Below are 15,293 nucleotides of genomic sequence, written 5' to 3'. Positions count from 1 at the left end.
GGTGTGGTGCGGGTGGTTCGGGTGAAGTGGCTTGCGCGGTCTATCGCGTGAGCCACTTCACCTCGTACGCCCCCATCTCGAACCGCTTCCCGTCCACCTTCGCGCTGATCGACCGGTCGAGGATGTTGATCACGAGGACGGTCTTGTCGGTGGCCAGGACGCGGACGTTGGGCACGTCGTCCGCGGCGACCGACACCGTCCGGTACGTGGTGCCGGGCGGGAACTCCTTGCTGAACCGGGAGACCAGCCCGTACATGGGGAGTTCCTTCCCCCCGCCGGCGCTGTCGGTCGGTGTCCACAGGCAGCCCGCGCAGTCGGTGCCCTTCTCCTCCTCCGGATTCCAGTAGAAGCCGGAGGAGGCACCGCCCTTGACCATCGCGATCATTCCGGCGGCCTGGACGGCGGCGCGGTGGGTCTCGGACCAGCCCTTGCGGTCGTCGTTGCCGTCGGCCGGTTCGACGTAGTACTCGGCCCACCACAGCGGCAGGTCGTGCGTCTGCTCGCGCACCCACTTGCCGACAGCCGTGAGCTTGTCGGTGGCCGCGAACTCATTGGGCAGCATGTCGTCGTCGTTCGTGTAGCTGGAGCCGTCCACGACGACGAAGTCGGCGCCCGCCTTGTTCTTGTTCCAGTAGTCGAATGCGTCGAGGACACGCTGGTCCATGGCGCCCCAGGTGCCCTTCAGGGTCGTGGACGCGTTCTCCGTCTGCCGCGGGTCGAAGCTGTCCATGACCAGGTAGGGACCGCCCACCATGATGTCCTTGTCAACCTTCTTCAGCGCCTTGTAGACCAGGTTGTAGAGCTCGGTGTAGCCCTCGTAGTCCCAGCGGGCCTCGCTGTCGTTCCAGAAGCCCTTGAACTCGTTCCAGACGATGAAGTGCCGTACGTCCGGATAGCGCTTGGCGACGGTCGCGGCGAGCGCGGCGAAGTCCTTGTAGTGGGCGCGGTCCGGGGCCGTCTCCAGGGCGGACTGACTCCAGTCGGTGGTGCCGGACTTGCCGCCCTTCATCCAGTCCGGGGAGCAGCACAGGGTGACGGTCGGGGTGCCGCCGGACTTGCGGATGAAGTCGATACGGCGGTCCATCTCGGAGAAGTCGTAACGCCCCTTGGACGGCTCGGGGTTGCCCGCACCCCAGCCCATGATGTGCTGGTTCTGCGGCAGCGACTGCTTCTCCAGCAGCCCCTCGGCGCGCTCGACGGCGGCGTCGCTGCCCTCGTCGGCGCTGAACTGGGTGTGTGTGAAGCCCCAGCCCACCGCCGGCTGCGGCGTGTCGGGCGGGGTGACCGGTGTGCCGTGCACCTTGTCCCCGTCGCGGGTCGTGCCCGCGGTGCTCCCGCCGTCGCCCGGCAGGGTGTTGAGCAGGGTCACCACCAGGGCCAGAGCGGCCGCACCGACTCCGAGCAGCGCGGTGAGCCGCCACCGCCGTGCCCCCGAATTCCACCCATGACGTCCCATCATGGGCAACAGTAACGGCGGGCATCGGCCGCGGGACAGATCTCGTCACACCACAGCCCTGTAACAGGACGGAGGGGGTACACCGCAAGCGTCGGACGACAGCCGACACACAGGACGCACTGCGGAAACCGGGTGCACGGGGCGCCCGTGTGACGGATCATGGCGACATGTCTGCGAACCCACACGACGCTCTGCCGATCCGGCTCAACGTCGACGACAGCGACTCACCGTCGGACGTCGTCGACGCGCTGTTCCTCGGCCGCTTCGCGACGGGCGAGCAGCCGCACTCGCACGCGGCGAACATCGACCGCGTCCGGTCCGGGGCGACGCTGCTCCCGCCGGGCGCCCGCGTGCTGCGCTCCGCGCGCGACGACGACCGCAGCGCGACGCTCGCCGAGGGCGACGGCTGGACCCTCCTGGTGTCCCGCTGGAACCGCGGCGCCGATGTCACGGTGACCGCGACCAGCGTGGAGCTGGCCGAGAAGGTGCTGAACCAGGCGACGGACGGCGCGGCCGACGAGCCCGAGCCGCAGCCGGAGAACGTGACGATGGGGTTCTGGTACGTGTCCCCGCGCCGGGGCCCGCACCGCACGACACGCCAGATCTCGGCGGGTACGTGGGAGGAGATCCGCCCCAACTACACAGCGCCGGTGGCGGACGCGATGGACCACCTGATGAAGACGACGCCGGAGGACATCGCCGGCCGGCTGCTGCTGTTGCACGGACCGCCGGGCACGGGCAAGACATCGGCCCTGCGCACGCTGGCCCGTTCCTGGCGCGACTGGTGCCAGGTCGACTGCGTCCTCGATCCGGAGCGGCTCTTCTCGGACGTCGGCTATCTGATGGACATCGCGATCGGCGAGGAGGACGGCACGGGCAAGGGGCGTTGGCGGCTGCTCCTCCTCGAGGACTGCGACGAGCTGATCCGCGGCGAGGCCAAGCACACGGCGGGCCAGGCGCTCTCCCGGCTGCTCAACCTCACGGACGGACTGCTGGGCCAGGGCCGCAACGTCCTCGTGGGCGTCACCACGAACGAGGACCTGGAGCGTCTCCACCCCGCCGTCGTCCGCCCCGGCCGCTGTCTCGCCCGTATCGAGGTCGGCCCGCTGACCCGCCCCGAGGCGGTCAACTGGCTCGGCACGGAGGAAGACGTCCCCCGCGAGGGCGCGACCCTGGCGGAGCTGTACGCGCTGCGCCGGGGGACGACTCCGACGTCCGTACCGGACCAGCGGGAGGGCGCGGACGCGGGGCTATATCTGTAGCTCCTCGGGCACGCGAGATCTGTGGCTCCTCAGCGCCTCGGGCACGCGCGAGCGGTGCTTTGATGGAGGTATGACCCTGTACGTCGGCACGTCGGGGTGGCAGTACAAGGACTGGCGCGGCGTCCTGTACCCCGACGGGCTGCCCCTGCGGCTCTGGCTGGAGGAGTACGCGGCGCGGTTCGCCACGGTCGAGATCAACAACGCCTTCTACCGGCTGCCGTCGCGGGAGACCTTCGCGGCCTGGCGGGAGCGCACTCCGCCGGACTTCGTCGTCACCGTCAAGGCGAGCCGCTATCTGACCCACATCAAGCGGCTGCGGGACCCGGCGGAGCCGGTGCACCGCCTGATGACGCACGCCGCGGGCCTGGGCGACCGCCTGGGCCCGGTCCTGCTCCAGCTCCCGCCCACCCTGCACGCCGACCCCGGTCTCCTCGACGACTGCCTCGCCCAGTTCCCCTCCGGCACACGGATCGCGGTCGAACCGCGCCATGACTCCTGGTGGACGCCGGAGGTGCGCACCGTGCTGGAGTCACGGGGCGCCGCCCTCTGCTGGGCCGACGTGCTCGCCCGCCCGGTGACCCCACTGTGGCGGACCACCGACTGGGGGTATCTCCGCTTCCACGAGGGTCGCGCCCGGCAATGGCCGCGCTACGGCCGGCAGTCCCTGACGACCTGGGCCCACCGCATCGCCGCCACCTGGCCCGACGACGAGGTGTACGCGTACTTCAACAACGACCTGTACGCGGCAGCGGTCCACGACGCGATGGCCTTCGCCCGTGCGGCAACGGCAACGGGCCTGACGGTGACGCGCACGCCGGGCCGCGTGCCGACGTCTTGAACGCCCTAGGCCCCGTAAGCCGCCCGCAGCGCATCCCGTACGGCGTCGAGTGCGGCCGACTCCGCGAGGCCGAGGCGGCGTGCCCTCTCGGCATAGGCCTGCGCGGCGCTCGCGGCCTCGCGCTCGGCGGCCGAGCCTGCGGCAGCCACGAACGTTCCGTTGCGACCCCGTGTCTCGATCACCCCGTCCGTCTCCAGGGCCCGGTACGCCTTGGCGACGGTGTTGGCCGCGAGGCCGAGCGACTCGGCGAGGCCGCGCACCGTGGGCAGCTTGTAGCCGACCGGCAGTGCGCCGGACCGGGCCTGCTCGGAAATCTGGGCGCGCACCTGCTCGTACGGCGCGGCCCCCTCATCGATGTGGATCTTCAGGGTCACCCAGCGATTGTCCCGTACCCACCGGAAAATGAGAGGCATCCGCACACAACCCACGCGTAGCGTGCGACTCCATGACAGTGATCGTTCGCGAGCTGCGCCGCGGAAGCCAGGCAGACGCCGAGGGCTTCGCCCGCATCCGTCACCTGGCCCTCCCCTTCATGCTCGACACCCCCGAGTCCATCGCCTACGACGTGGAGCACGCCCACCCCGACTCCCACTACCAGCCGCTGCTGGCCGAGGAGGGCGGCGAGTTCATCGGCACGGCACGGGTGGGCGTCATCTACGACAGCCCGGAGCCCGGCCAGGCGTACGTCAACGTCTATGTGCACCCGGAGCGGACGGGACGCGGCGCGGGCGCGCTGCTGGTGCGCGCCGCCGAGGAGCACCTTGCCGCCCTCGGCGCGACCAGGCTGTACGCCTGGGTCCTGGACGAGCCCGGGAACCGGGCCTTCGCGGAGAGGCACGGCTACCGCGCCAGCCGCTCCGCGCACTTCCTCCGCCTCGACCTGGCGAACGGCACCCTGCCGCCCCTCCAGTCCCCGCCGCCCGGTGTGGAGCTGCGCACCGCCGCGGACTTCGCCGACGATCCGCGCCCCCTGTTCCGCCTGGACGCGGAGACGCTGCTCGACGAACCGAGCGACGTCGACCGCGAGTTCACGGACTACGACGCCTGGATGACGGAAACCTGGCACAACCCCCTGTTCAGCCCTGAGCTGACCTCGGTCGCCGTGGTCGACGGCCACCCCGCCGCGTTCAGTGCGGCCCGCACCGACGGCGGCACCCGCTACGGCACCGTGATGACGGGTACCGCCCGCGCCTTCCGGGGCCGCGGCCTCGCCAAGCTCGCCAAGAACGACTCGCTGCACCGCGCCCGCGCCGCCGGCTTCACGGAGGCGTTCACGGGCAACGACTCCGGCAACGGGCCGATGCTGGCGATCAACAAGTGGTTCGGTTACGAGATCTGCGCGACGGAGGTGAAGTATGTCCGCGAACTCGGCTGACACCCCTGGCATGTTGGAGGTCGTCCTCGTCAAGGCGGGCCGCACGAAGATCCGTTACCCCGCCGAGCTGCTCGACGACGACGGCACCCGTGTCACCGTGCGTGCGCCATGGGCGGGCGACGGCGTCCGGGACTTCGGCTTCGTACGGTTCGAGCAGGGCGATGTCTTCACCGAGTACTACTGGCGGGACCGCTGGTACGCGGTGAAGGAGGTCCGTGACGCCGAGGGCGTACTGAAGGGCTGGTACTGCGACATCACCCGTCCGGCCACCGTCTCCGGCGGCGAGCTCGTCGTCGAGGATCTGGACCTGGACCTGTGGCGCTCGGCCGACGGCAGGACCGTACTGCGGCTGGACGAGGACGAGTTCGCGGAGAGTGGCCTGGCGACCACCGATCCGCGTGCCGCGACCGCCGCCGAGAACGCCCTGGACGAACTCGAACGCCTGGCCCGCGAGGGCGACTTCGAGGCATTGCTTGCCTAGGGGGTGCCGTGCGGGACCTCCTTCACGCCACCCCTGGACCCCCGTCATGTCACTTGAGGGTGGCCACCACCGCGTACCGCTCGTCCTCGACCTCCCGCCCCCACAGCCGCGCGTCGCCCGACAGCGGCTCCACGTGGATGCCGGCCGCGTCCGTCACGAGGGGCTTCAGCAGGGCGGTCAGCCGGCCTGCGGACATGCCGACGGGGCTCACGGTCCCCCACACGCCCTCGACGAGGACGAGCCGCCCTCCTGGGCGCAGCAGTCCGCGCCAGTTCCGAAGGACGCGCTCGGGGTCGGGCAGCGCCCACAGCACATGGCGGCAGAGCAGCACGTCGAACCGCTGCTCACCGACGGGCGGTGCCGCGGCGTCACCGACGAGGAACACCGCGTCACGGCCCGCCAGCTTCGCGCGGGCGAGGTCGACCATGCGCGGCGAGCGGTCGACCCCGGTGACGCGATGCCCCCACTCGGACGCGAGCAGTGACAGGCTGCCGGTGCCGCAGCCCAGGTCGAGGATGTCGGCCGCGCGCTCCGGCAGCCAGGTCCGCAGCCGGGCCGCCCATGCCTCCCTTACGAGAGGGTCACGCAGGCCGTGATCGGGCTCGTCGTCGAAGGTGACGGACTCCGCGTCCCAGTCCACATCCGTCCCCGGATTCATGCCACTGTTACTCGTCATGCGCCCCAGGGTGACACCCACCACTGACAGTCGATTCGTGACAGCCGCCACAGACAGATCCCGACCGATGAGGAACTCTCCCGGAAAGGGTCTACCTCCGTACCCCAGCGGAACCCGGTAGACACAAGGAGGCAGCCATGCGCCGTGTGACCGTGCAGAAGCCCCTGAGGAAGTCGGACTCCCGCCGTGTGCGGGAAGAGGCCGACGAGCGTCCGGCCGAGCGCCCGGAGGTCCGAAAGGACATCGCACGAACGTGGTGGCCGGACGGCTGAGCCGCCACGACCACCGCCAGGACCCATAACCGTCAGTCCAGCCGCTTGCGGTAGTGCACGCGGTCGTACGGGCCGTCCACACTACGCTCCACGACCTCGTAGCCGTACCGCGGGTAGATCTTCTGGTTCTCCCACATCAGCGCGTTCGTGAGAAGCCTGATCTCGGGCAGTCCGAGCGCACGCGCGCGTGCGTCCACGAAATGCAGCAGCCGTCGCCCGATGCCCTTGCCGTGGGCATCGGGCCGGACGGCGATGGTGTCGAGGTACAGATGGTCCGCGTGCTGCTCGATCACCACGAGCCCCGTCACCGGCTCCCCCGTCACGAACACGCGCCCCGCGGCCACGTTCGCCGCGTGGTCCGCCTCCATGGGCACGGGAACCAGCCCGATGCGCTCGATGTAGGGGTGGAACGCCGCGTCGATGACGGCCTTCACGACCGGTACGTCGGCGGCGACGGCCGGCCGGATCTCCTCGTCTGTCATGCCGCGCACGCTACCTACCTGAGCGCAGTCTCAGCACTTCCTTAGCGGGACGTCTGGGCCGCGGCTCAGGGCGCCTCGGAGAGTGCCGATGGGATCGATGGAGAGCTCCCAGCGGCCGATCACCCGGCGGCCGCGCCGACTGAATCGAAGGCCTACAGGCCCCGACATAGTTCTGGCGGGCCGGGGCCTGCGGTCTCTTTCGTCAAGCCGCTGTGCCGGGCGCCGCTAGGCTCCATGATCCTGACGTGGCATTCTCATTCCGGCGCAAGCGCGAGGCCCCCCGGGGCCGGTACACACCGAACCTCTGGCCCGTCTGGGTCGTGGCCCCCGTGGCCTTGATAGCCGCAGGCGCCCTCGGCTGGGTCATCTACCACTACGCCTACGACCACTTCGCGCAGGCGGCCACCGACCAGAAGCCGCCCAAGCCGGTCAACATCAATGACGTCCTCAAGGCCACCGTCACCGCACTGACCCTGATCGGTGCCGTCCTCGCCGGTCTCTATGCCTACCGCAAACAGCTCCTCGCCGAGGGCGACGCACACCGCGCGGACGCAAGCCAACTCGCCGACCGCTACACCACCGCCGCCGAACAGCTCGGCCACGACCAGGCCGCCGTCCGCCTCGCCGGCGTCTACGCCCTCGCCCGCCTCGCCGACGACTGGGCAGAACAACGCCAGGTCTGCATCGACGTCCTGTGCGCCTACCTCCGCATGCCCTACGAACCCGACCCGACAGCCCCAGGCCACAAAGCAGGCGAGCGGGAGGTACGCCAGACCATCATCCGCGTCATCCGCGACCACCTGCAGGACCCAGACGCACGCACCGCCTGGTGCCGGAACAACTTCAACTTCACCGGCGCGGTCTTCGACGGCGGCAGCTTCTCAACCAGCCACTTTCAAGGCAAGGTCTACTTCGTCGGTGCGTGGTTCACCGGCGGCACGGTCGACTTCGACCTCGCGACGTTCAGCGGCGGCACGGTCTCCTTCGCCGATGCAACATTCAGCGACGGCACGGTCCACTTCAGGCTCGCGAGGTTCAGCGGCGGCACCGTCACCTTCAACGACGCGAGGTTCAGCGGCGGCACGGTCGACTTCGGCGACGCGGCCTTCAGCGGCGGCACGGTCGACTTCGGCGACGCGACGTTCAGCGGCGGCACGGTCGACTTCAGCAGCGCAACGTTCAGCGGCGGCACGGTCGACTTCGGCGGCGCGGCCTTCAGCGGCGGCACGGTCGACTTCGGCGACGCGGCCTTCAGCGGCGGCACGGTCGGCTTCGGCGACGCGGCATTCAGCGGCGGCACGGTCGACTTCAGCAGCGCAACGTTCAGCGGCCGCTTGGTCGACTTCGACGGGGCGACGTTCAGCGGCGGTACGGTCACCTTCAACCGCGTGGCGTTCAGCGGCGGCACGGTCTACTTCGGCGACGCGATGTTCAGCGGCGGCACGGTCTACTTCGGCGGCGCGACGTTCAGCGGCGGCACGGTCTACTTCGAGCGAGCGACCCTCTCCGGCGGCACGGTCACCTTCGACGACGCCACGTTCAGCGGCACCGTGTTTGAGTGGGGTCTTCTCCCTGTACCGGCGGGCGCCTAGGCGCTGCGCCGGGGCTTCTTCGCGGCCGCCTTCTTCGTCGTCTTCTTCGCGGCTGGTCACGCCCATCGCCCGACTCGAACTGCGGCACCCGCCTCGCTGCTCCTGCGCCTCCGGCCGGGAGCCATTCGGGGAGCCAACCAAGGCGTCTCACCGCGGACGGACGCGGACAACCGCGGACAGTGCCACGGCTCGCCCGCAGGTGAGACAGGACTCTTCAACCACCCTTCCTGAGCCCTCAGTTAGCCCCGCCTTAACGGCGCCATAAGGATCTCCATCACCCGTCTCCAGCAGGCGATTTCACGGTTTCTTGGGGCTAGTTTGCTGATCACCCCCACGGGTTCCGCCCGCGTCTGAAGGACCGTTTCGAGGAGTTCCCCCATGCCTGCTCGCCCGACCGCTCGCCGCAAGGTCGCCGCGATCGCCGTCGTCGGTGCCGCCCCGCTCGCCCTGACCGCGCTCGCCGCCGCGCCGGCGGCCGCGCACGGCACGATGGGTGACCCGGTCAGCCGTGTGTCCCAGTGCTACGCGGAGAATCCCGAGAGCCCCACGTCGGACGCCTGCAAGGCGGCCGTCGCGGCGGGTGGCACCCAGGCGCTCTACGACTGGAACGGCATCCGGATCGGCGACGCGAACGGGCAGCACCAGGCGCTGATACCGGACGGCAAGCTGTGCAGCGCGAACAACGACGAGTTCAAGGGGCTCGACCTGGCGCGCGCCGACTGGCCCGCGACCGGCGTGAGCAGCGGCTCGTACACCTTCAAGTACCGGGTGACCGCCCCGCACAAGGGCACCTTCAAGGTGTACATCACGAAGGCGGGCTACGACCCGTCCCAGCCGCTCGCCTGGGACGACCTGGATCTTGAGCACCCGGTCGCGACGGCCACCGACCCGGTCGCCTCGGGCGGCTTCTACACGTTCTCCGGCACCCTCCCGGAGCGCTCCGGCAAGCAGCTCTTGTATGCGATCTGGCAGCGCTCGGACAGCCCGGAGGCGTTCTACTCCTGCTCGGACGTGGCCTTCGGCGGAAGCGCGAGCGGCAGCGGCAGTGGGGGTGCGGGGAGCAGCTCCTCGCCCGCCCCGACCGCCTCCGCACCCTCCGAGGAGCAGATCGAGGACGGTGCCGACAAGTCGACCGTCGAGCACCACGGTCACGGTGACGACGACGCCAGTACGTCGGCGGAACCCAGCACAGCCGCCCCGGCCTCGGATACCGACACCGACGCCAACCAGCCGGACGCCGCCGGTTCCTCGGAGAACCTCGCCGAGACCGGCGGCGACTCCAGCACGTCGTACATCGCGGTCGGTGGCGCCGCCGCCCTGGCCCTCGGCGCGGCGGCCCTGTTCGCCTCGGTCCGCCGCCGCGCGGTGAACGGCGGCCGGCACGGCCGCTAGAACGAAAAACTCCGGGGTCTGTCCGGCGGCTCAGGCAGGACAGACCCCGGCGGGGCGCTCAGCCGAATCGGCTGGATCAGTTGGACCAGTTAGACCAGTTGGATCAGCTGAACACGGACGCGCAGGTGGTGGCGGTGGCGTGCGCCGGATCAAGGGCGTTCGCCACCTCGTGGTACGCGATCCGGTCGAGGAGGCCGATCGCCACATGCTCGGAGAGGTCGACCGGGCACAGGTTCTGGAGCAGGACGTTGTGGACGTCGGAGCCGGTGAGGAACCCCGAGGTGTACGGCGTGACCACCTCGTCGTGTTCGGTGGCGATGACCGTGTAGTGGACGCCCGCGACGGTGTCGCCGCCGGCGTTGAGCTTGGTCATGAACGCGGATCCGGCCATCTGGTCCGCGAGCCCAGGGGTGGACGCCTTCAGCAGGTCCTCGGCACCCGGGAAGTACGGCAGCAGGTTGGTGAGACCGCTGAGGGTGGTGCCGTGGTTGTCGGGCGCGATACCGACGAGCGCGTTCACCTTGGCGGCTCCGCCGAGGAACTTGAGGTAGTAGCGGGGCATCATGCCGCCCTGCGAGTGGCCGACGAGGTCGGCCTTGGCGGCGCCGGTCGCGGCGAGCACCTTGTCGACGAACACCTGGAGCTGCTCGGCCGACTTGTCGATGGGGCCGAGGCCGTTGAAGAGCGGGACGCCGGGCAGTTGCCCGTAGTCGAGGGAGTAGACGCAGTACCCGCGGTCCACCAGGTAGGGCGCGAGGGCCAGCCAGTTGTCGACGGAGTTCCCGAAGGTGCCGTGGACGAGGACGACGGGACGGGGGTGGGTGGCGGACGGCTTGCAGGAGTAGTTGTTCCAACCACTGCTGGGGGCGGAATCGGCTCGGGCGGCGGCAGCGGGGACGACCGCGACCGCGGCGGTCAGGAGCAGCGCGGTCAGGGGTCTGAGCACTCGCTTCCAGGGCAGCATCGTGTGATCTCCTTGCGGCTCAAGGGAGTTGCGACGGCGTACGCCCTGTGATCCGGATCACGAGGATGCTGTTCACTCGTCAAGTTACGGGCGAGTAGCTCAGGTGTGAAGTTACGCGTCAGTAAAAACTTCCAGCGGTAACCAGAGGCGGTGGTTGCAGCCGTTGAACCGTCACCAGGCGGGCCTGATGGGACCGTAGGGCGCAATGCGCACCAAACAGTCACGCAACGCGCGCATTTCACCCTCGCCGAGCAGTTCACCCCACGCCCGCACGGCATCGGCGGCCGCCGCCTCCGCCGCGCGAGTGCAGGCCCAGCCGAGCTCGGTCAGCACGATCAGCCGGGCGCGCGCGTCGTCGGGATGCGGGCGCCGCTCGACGTATCCCTTGCGGACGAGTTCCTCGACGAGCTGACTGGCGGCCTGCTTGGTGACCCCCAGATGGCCGGCGAGGTCGGTGACCGTCGCCCCGTCCGGGGCCAGCCGCGTGAAGGCGAAGCCGTGCGCGGGCCGCACCCCCTCGAACCCCCGGGCGACCACACCGTCATGGATACGTTGCGTCAGCTCACCGGCGACGGCGAGCAGCGCGGCGGACAGGGCCATGGCCTCGGAGTTCTGCACGGATGCATTGAAACACCCCGGGCATCTTGGTCAAGCAGCTTGACGTATTGGTCAATCAGCTTGACCATGTTGAGGCGTGGTCAAGGAGCTTGACCATTCCCACATTCCCGAACGTCCACGTCCACGTCCATGGAGGTCCGCCGTGCCCGTAGTCCGTTCGTCCGAAGCCGTCACCCACGAGATCCACGGCGCCCGTTTCATCTCGTACGCCACTCCCCTGAGCGGCAGCAAGGAGCTGTGCGCCTGGCGCGGCGAGATACCCGCGGGGACCAAGGCCCCGCTGCACACCGTCAACCGCGAGGAGATCTTCCACCTCCTCGCCGGCGAACTGCTGATCACCCTCGACGGCCGCACCGAGCGGATCACCGCCGGCGACACGGTGATCATCAACCCGGGCGCGACGCTCGGCGTCGAGAACCCGACCCAGGAGACCGCGGTGTCGTGGGTCACCACGTCCATCGGCCTTCAGGCGGAGCTGGCCGACGGCTCCGTGATCACTCCGCCGTGGGCCAACTGACCAGGAACGTCAGCGAAGTTGGACTTCGTCCAGCTCGGAACGCCAGTGGCCCCGCGCCTGGTCGTAGTGCAGCGGGCCGAGGCGGTACTGGGTGAGGTCGATGGTCAGGAGTTGCCGGTAGCCCTCGTCGGGCAGGTCGTGTTCCAGGATGACGCGCAGGCCGGTGGCCGGGTCCTGGAGTACGACGGGCGCCGGCGGGGGCTCGGGCGCCGGCACGGGCGTGGGTGCCAGGGCCGGGGCCGGGCGCCGGATGGCGCGGATGGCCTTCTGGAACAGGCCGTAGCCGTCCTCGGCGGCCTTCTCGCCCAGCGTCGTGAGGAATGCCTGTAGGGGGAGGGCGATCAGGATGAGCCAGGTCAGCGGCTCCACCGCGCGACGCGGTGGCAGGACACGGACGCTCGGCGAGTAACCGAGCGCGGTGAGGGCGTCGGTCAGCGGTTGTTCCTGCTCGGGGGTGACATGACGATCGAGGAGGAGATCCGCGACAATGGGTTCGGGGTCAGTCATCGTCGCCTCCGGTCAGGCTCCACAGTTTTACGATCTTGTCCTTGCCGGCGGTGGCCAGACGGCGGCCGTCCGAACTGAACGCCACGTCATTCACCGCTTTGGTGTGGGTGATCTTGAGCAGTTCGGCACCGGTGCCGGCATCCCACACCCGCGCGGTGTTGTCCTCACTGGCGGTGGCCAAGCACAGGCCGTCCGGACTGAACGCCACCCTGCGCACAGTGTCGTCGTGGGTGACTTTGAGGAGTTCCGCGCCAGTGTTGGCGTCCCACACGCGCGCGGTCTTGTCCGCACTGGCGGTGGCCAAACGCAGGCCGTCCGAACTGTATGCCACGCTATTCACCGCTTTGGTGTGGGTGATTTTAAGCAGTTCGGCACCGGTGCCGGCGTCCCACACCCGCGCGGTGTTGTCGCCGCTGGCGGTGGCCAAGCACAGGCCGTCCGGACTGAACGCCACTCCCCATGCAGGGTGGGTGTGGGTGACCTTGAGCAGTTGGGCACCCGTGGCGATGTCCCACACCCGCGTGGCGTTGTCGTTACAGGCGGTGGCCAAGCGCGCGCCGTCGGGATGCAGTGCCACCTCGTATACAGGGACTCGCGGGGCGACACTGAACAGTTCGGCACCGGTGTCGGCGTCCCATATCTGCACAGTGCCGATACCGGCGGTGGCGAAGCGAAACCCGTCGGAGCTGAAAGCCACACTCCATGCGACGTCGAACATGCCGTGCCGGAGACGGACGATTTCCGTACCTCGTTCGTCAATGACAAGTGTAGTCCGCTTGCTGCAACCGACTGCCAGGCGGGTGCCGTCGGGGCTCAAGGCGACCGCGTGGACACTACCCGGTGCCCGGAAGCTGAGGAGAGGGACCGCCTCGGAGATCCCCGCGGAGGTACGGCCGATCTCCTGGCGGGCGCGGGCCGTGAGTTGGGTGGTGTCACGATAGTCGGGGTCGATGGCTCTGACGTGCGCCAGCGATTCCACAGCACGCTGCCAGCGCCCCGCATCGAGATGCTCCAGAGCCTCGCGATAGTCGCCCGCAAGAGCTTGGTCACGCTCGGCAGTCGCCAGCGCTTCCCGGGCACCGCTCACCATCGCCACCAACTCCGCGACGGCATCGGCCTCCTGCGTACGCTGCAGCAGGCGCTCGGCGGCGACCAGCACGGCCTCCCAATGGCCGGCTCCGTACAACGTGACGATCTCGTCGTGCAGTTGTGCGGTCACCTGTTCGCGGCGCGCCTGCTCCAGGAGCTCCTGGGCGTCGCGGTGGCCGGGCTCGGTGGTGACGATCGTCTCGAGGTTCTCGACCGCCTGCTCCCAGTCACGGGCGGCCACGGCCTCGGTGGCTGCGGCGTACAACGCGGCAAGGCGCTGGCCGTGGCGCGCCCGGGTGAGTTTGGCCTGGCTGTCGCGGTAGTCGCGGTCGTGCGCGATGACCGTACGGAACGCCTCGACCGCCTGGTCCCACCGGTCGGTGTACAGGGCGCCGAGCCCTTCGGCGTACAGCTCGTCCAGGTCGGCCCGCTGCTTTGCCGAGGGACTCTTCCGAAGGCCGAAGCCTAGGCCTAGGCCGCGGCCCAGGCCGAGGTCAGGGGCGGGGCGGAGGTCAGGAGCGGGGCCGGGACCGGCGTCGTCGGCAAGGTCGAAAAGATGCCCGTTGCCGTCGAGGGAGCGCATGTACAGCACCGGCGTGCCCCATTCCAGGGTCTGCGGCCGGGAGATGGACATGGCCTGGCGGGCCTCCATGACCGCCACGTCGATCGGCAGCTGTCGGGCGAGGGCCTCGTAGAAGGTGCGCGCGCACTCCAGGGCGGCCTCGTCGCTCACCTCGTACTGCATGGCGAGCACGGCGGGCATGCCCTTGCGCATCAGCGCACCCGCCACGCTGGAGAACGGGTTGAGCGCGTCCGCGCGCCCGCTCTCGCAGGCGTTGAGCACCGCAAGGCGCAGTGAGGGATGGCCGGCCAGCAGCATCGCCAGCTCCCCGGCGCCCAGGAAGTGCGTGCCGCCCTGCTCACCGGCCAGCGCCAGGGTGCCCTCCTGTGCCCGGGCGTCGAACCCGCCGTGCCCGATGAAGTGCAGCACGTGCCACCCGCCCTGGCCCGGCTGCTGTCCGCCCGGAGCGGGGGTACGGGCGTCGCGGCGGACGGCGTCGCGCAGGTCGCGCCAGGTCTGCCCGGCCACCCAGCCCAGCTCCACCCGGCCCTCGGCCACCAGATCGGCCAGCGCCTCGCGCAGCCGCTGCTGCTCGGCGTGCGCCGCCAGCGGTTCCTGGTCGTCGGGACGGGCGACCATCCCCAGAATCCGCAGCGGTGGCACCACCCGTAACGCGGCCACCGGCCGTGCGACCTGCGGATGGCGCACCAGCGGGAGATCCAGTCCCAGGTAGCCGTCCTCGCCGGTGTCGTACATGAACTCCCAGGGCAGCCTGGCCAGTTCGGGCGGCTGGACGCGCAGCACCAGCCGTACCTGTCCGCCCTGCTGGGCGGCACGGTTGCGCGCGGCCATCAGCAGGGCCGACCCGGTCCCGGCGAGCAGGGCGTCGAACAGGATCCGCCCCAGCTCCCGGACCGGCGCCTCGTCCCCGACCGCGGCACGGCGTACCCGGGCCGAGGACGCCACCACCGCGTCCGGCACCCGCGCCGCCAGTGCTTCCAGGTCCCGCAGGGGCGGCAGCCGCATCACCCCGGGCGCCTCCTCGCCGCCGGCCGCGCGGAACACCACGGGGTAGCCGCCCTCGCCACGAGGCCCCACTTCCACCTGGAAATCGACGTCCACCCGCAAGTCCCCCCGCACCGTGCCCGACTGGCATCAGCCAGTGTGGCGCAGTCACCCGGGTGATTCCACGGAATGTGCTCGATCGCGA

At 69.9% G+C, this 15,293-nt stretch carries 16 protein-coding genes; 8 read left to right on the top strand and 8 right to left on the bottom strand.

Annotated elements, in window-relative coordinates:
• Positions 1 to 40 precede the first annotated feature (40 nt).
• Positions 41 to 1,456, bottom strand: coding sequence for a GH39 family glycosyl hydrolase (locus tag OIC96_RS37965; RefSeq protein WP_330303486.1), 1,416 nt, complete (start codon positions 1,454 to 1,456; stop codon positions 41 to 43).
• A gap of 167 nt (positions 1,457 to 1,623) precedes the next feature.
• Between OIC96_RS37965 and OIC96_RS37960 the strand changes: the two genes are divergently transcribed.
• On the top strand, positions 1,624 to 2,718 hold the full coding sequence (locus OIC96_RS37960) for a DUF5925 domain-containing protein (RefSeq protein ID WP_330303487.1): 1,095 nt from the start codon (positions 1,624 to 1,626) through the stop codon (positions 2,716 to 2,718).
• Between the two features lie 70 nt (positions 2,719 to 2,788).
• Positions 2,789 to 3,556 carry a DUF72 domain-containing protein gene (locus OIC96_RS37955; RefSeq protein WP_330303488.1) on the top strand — a complete coding sequence of 256 codons (768 nt, stop codon included), beginning with the start codon at positions 2,789 to 2,791 and terminating at the stop codon, positions 3,554 to 3,556.
• A gap of 5 nt (positions 3,557 to 3,561) precedes the next feature.
• On the opposite strand, the gene OIC96_RS37950 is transcribed toward OIC96_RS37955, so the two are convergent.
• Complete coding sequence (locus tag OIC96_RS37950; RefSeq protein ID WP_330303489.1) at positions 3,562 to 3,930, bottom strand: GntR family transcriptional regulator; 369 nt, start codon at positions 3,928 to 3,930, stop codon at positions 3,562 to 3,564.
• 71 nt (positions 3,931 to 4,001) lie between these two features.
• Between OIC96_RS37950 and OIC96_RS37945 the strand changes: the two genes are divergently transcribed.
• Both OIC96_RS37945 and OIC96_RS37940 read left to right on the top strand, forming a co-directional pair.
• Positions 4,002 to 4,931 carry a GNAT family N-acetyltransferase gene (locus OIC96_RS37945; RefSeq protein ID WP_330303490.1) on the top strand — a complete coding sequence of 310 codons (930 nt, stop codon included), beginning with the start codon at positions 4,002 to 4,004 and terminating at the stop codon, positions 4,929 to 4,931.
• A complete protein-coding gene (locus OIC96_RS37940) occupies positions 4,912 to 5,412 on the top strand; it encodes a DUF402 domain-containing protein (RefSeq protein WP_330303491.1) in 501 nt (166 codons plus the stop codon). The genes OIC96_RS37945 and OIC96_RS37940 overlap by 20 nt, the downstream gene beginning before the upstream one ends.
• Positions 5,413 to 5,461: 49 nt before the next feature.
• Here the strand turns inward: OIC96_RS37940 and OIC96_RS37935 are convergent, their stop codons facing one another.
• Entirely contained in the window at positions 5,462 to 6,088 is a 627-nt protein-coding gene (locus OIC96_RS37935; protein ID WP_330303492.1) for a class I SAM-dependent methyltransferase, read from the bottom strand.
• A gap of 137 nt (positions 6,089 to 6,225) precedes the next feature.
• Between OIC96_RS37935 and OIC96_RS37930 the strand changes: the two genes are divergently transcribed.
• Positions 6,226 to 6,360: a hypothetical protein gene (locus tag OIC96_RS37930; protein WP_330303493.1), complete on the top strand. Its 135-nt coding sequence runs from the start codon at positions 6,226 to 6,228 to the stop codon at positions 6,358 to 6,360.
• 32 nt (positions 6,361 to 6,392) lie between these two features.
• Here the strand turns inward: OIC96_RS37930 and OIC96_RS37925 are convergent, their stop codons facing one another.
• Positions 6,393 to 6,842 (bottom strand): GNAT family N-acetyltransferase, encoded by a 450-nt coding sequence (locus tag OIC96_RS37925; protein WP_330303494.1) that lies wholly within the window; start codon positions 6,840 to 6,842, stop codon positions 6,393 to 6,395.
• A gap of 245 nt (positions 6,843 to 7,087) precedes the next feature.
• Here OIC96_RS37925 and OIC96_RS37920 point away from each other — a divergent pair, with 245 nt between their 5' ends.
• Together OIC96_RS37920 and OIC96_RS37915 are read left to right on the top strand one after the other, a co-directional pair.
• The gene (locus OIC96_RS37920; protein WP_330303495.1) at positions 7,088 to 8,434 is read left to right on the top strand and encodes a pentapeptide repeat-containing protein; all 1,347 of its coding nucleotides are present in this window, start codon (positions 7,088 to 7,090) and stop codon (positions 8,432 to 8,434) included.
• A gap of 378 nt (positions 8,435 to 8,812) precedes the next feature.
• The gene (locus OIC96_RS37915) at positions 8,813 to 9,826 is read left to right on the top strand and encodes a lytic polysaccharide monooxygenase auxiliary activity family 9 protein (protein WP_330303496.1); all 1,014 of its coding nucleotides are present in this window, start codon (positions 8,813 to 8,815) and stop codon (positions 9,824 to 9,826) included.
• A 103-nt stretch (positions 9,827 to 9,929) separates the two neighbouring features.
• Here OIC96_RS37915 and OIC96_RS37910 read toward each other — a convergent pair whose 3' ends face one another.
• Entirely contained in the window at positions 9,930 to 10,790 is an 861-nt protein-coding gene (locus OIC96_RS37910; protein WP_330303497.1) for an esterase/lipase family protein, read from the bottom strand.
• A gap of 171 nt (positions 10,791 to 10,961) precedes the next feature.
• Entirely contained in the window at positions 10,962 to 11,408 is a 447-nt protein-coding gene (locus tag OIC96_RS37905) for a MarR family winged helix-turn-helix transcriptional regulator (protein WP_330303498.1), read from the bottom strand.
• Positions 11,409 to 11,550: 142 nt separating this feature from the next.
• Between OIC96_RS37905 and OIC96_RS37900 the strand changes: the two genes are divergently transcribed.
• Positions 11,551 to 11,925 carry a cupin domain-containing protein gene (locus OIC96_RS37900; RefSeq protein ID WP_330303499.1) on the top strand — a complete coding sequence of 125 codons (375 nt, stop codon included), beginning with the start codon at positions 11,551 to 11,553 and terminating at the stop codon, positions 11,923 to 11,925.
• A gap of 9 nt (positions 11,926 to 11,934) precedes the next feature.
• Here OIC96_RS37900 and OIC96_RS37895 read toward each other — a convergent pair whose 3' ends face one another.
• Together OIC96_RS37895 and OIC96_RS37890 are read right to left on the bottom strand one after the other, a co-directional pair.
• Positions 11,935 to 12,432, bottom strand: a complete 498-nt coding sequence (locus OIC96_RS37895) for a hypothetical protein (RefSeq protein ID WP_330303500.1) — start codon at positions 12,430 to 12,432, stop codon at positions 11,935 to 11,937.
• Positions 12,425 to 15,205, bottom strand: a complete 2,781-nt coding sequence (locus OIC96_RS37890) for a CHAT domain-containing protein (RefSeq protein WP_330303501.1) — start codon at positions 15,203 to 15,205, stop codon at positions 12,425 to 12,427. Before OIC96_RS37890 ends, OIC96_RS37895 begins: the two co-directional genes overlap by 8 nt.
• Between the last annotated feature and the right edge of the window lie 88 nt (positions 15,206 to 15,293).

The organism is Streptomyces sp. NBC_00775, assembly GCF_036347135.1.
Taxonomy (GTDB): domain Bacteria; phylum Actinomycetota; class Actinomycetes; order Streptomycetales; family Streptomycetaceae; genus Streptomyces; species Streptomyces lutosisoli.
This window is presented reverse-complemented; position numbering and strand designations above follow the sequence as displayed.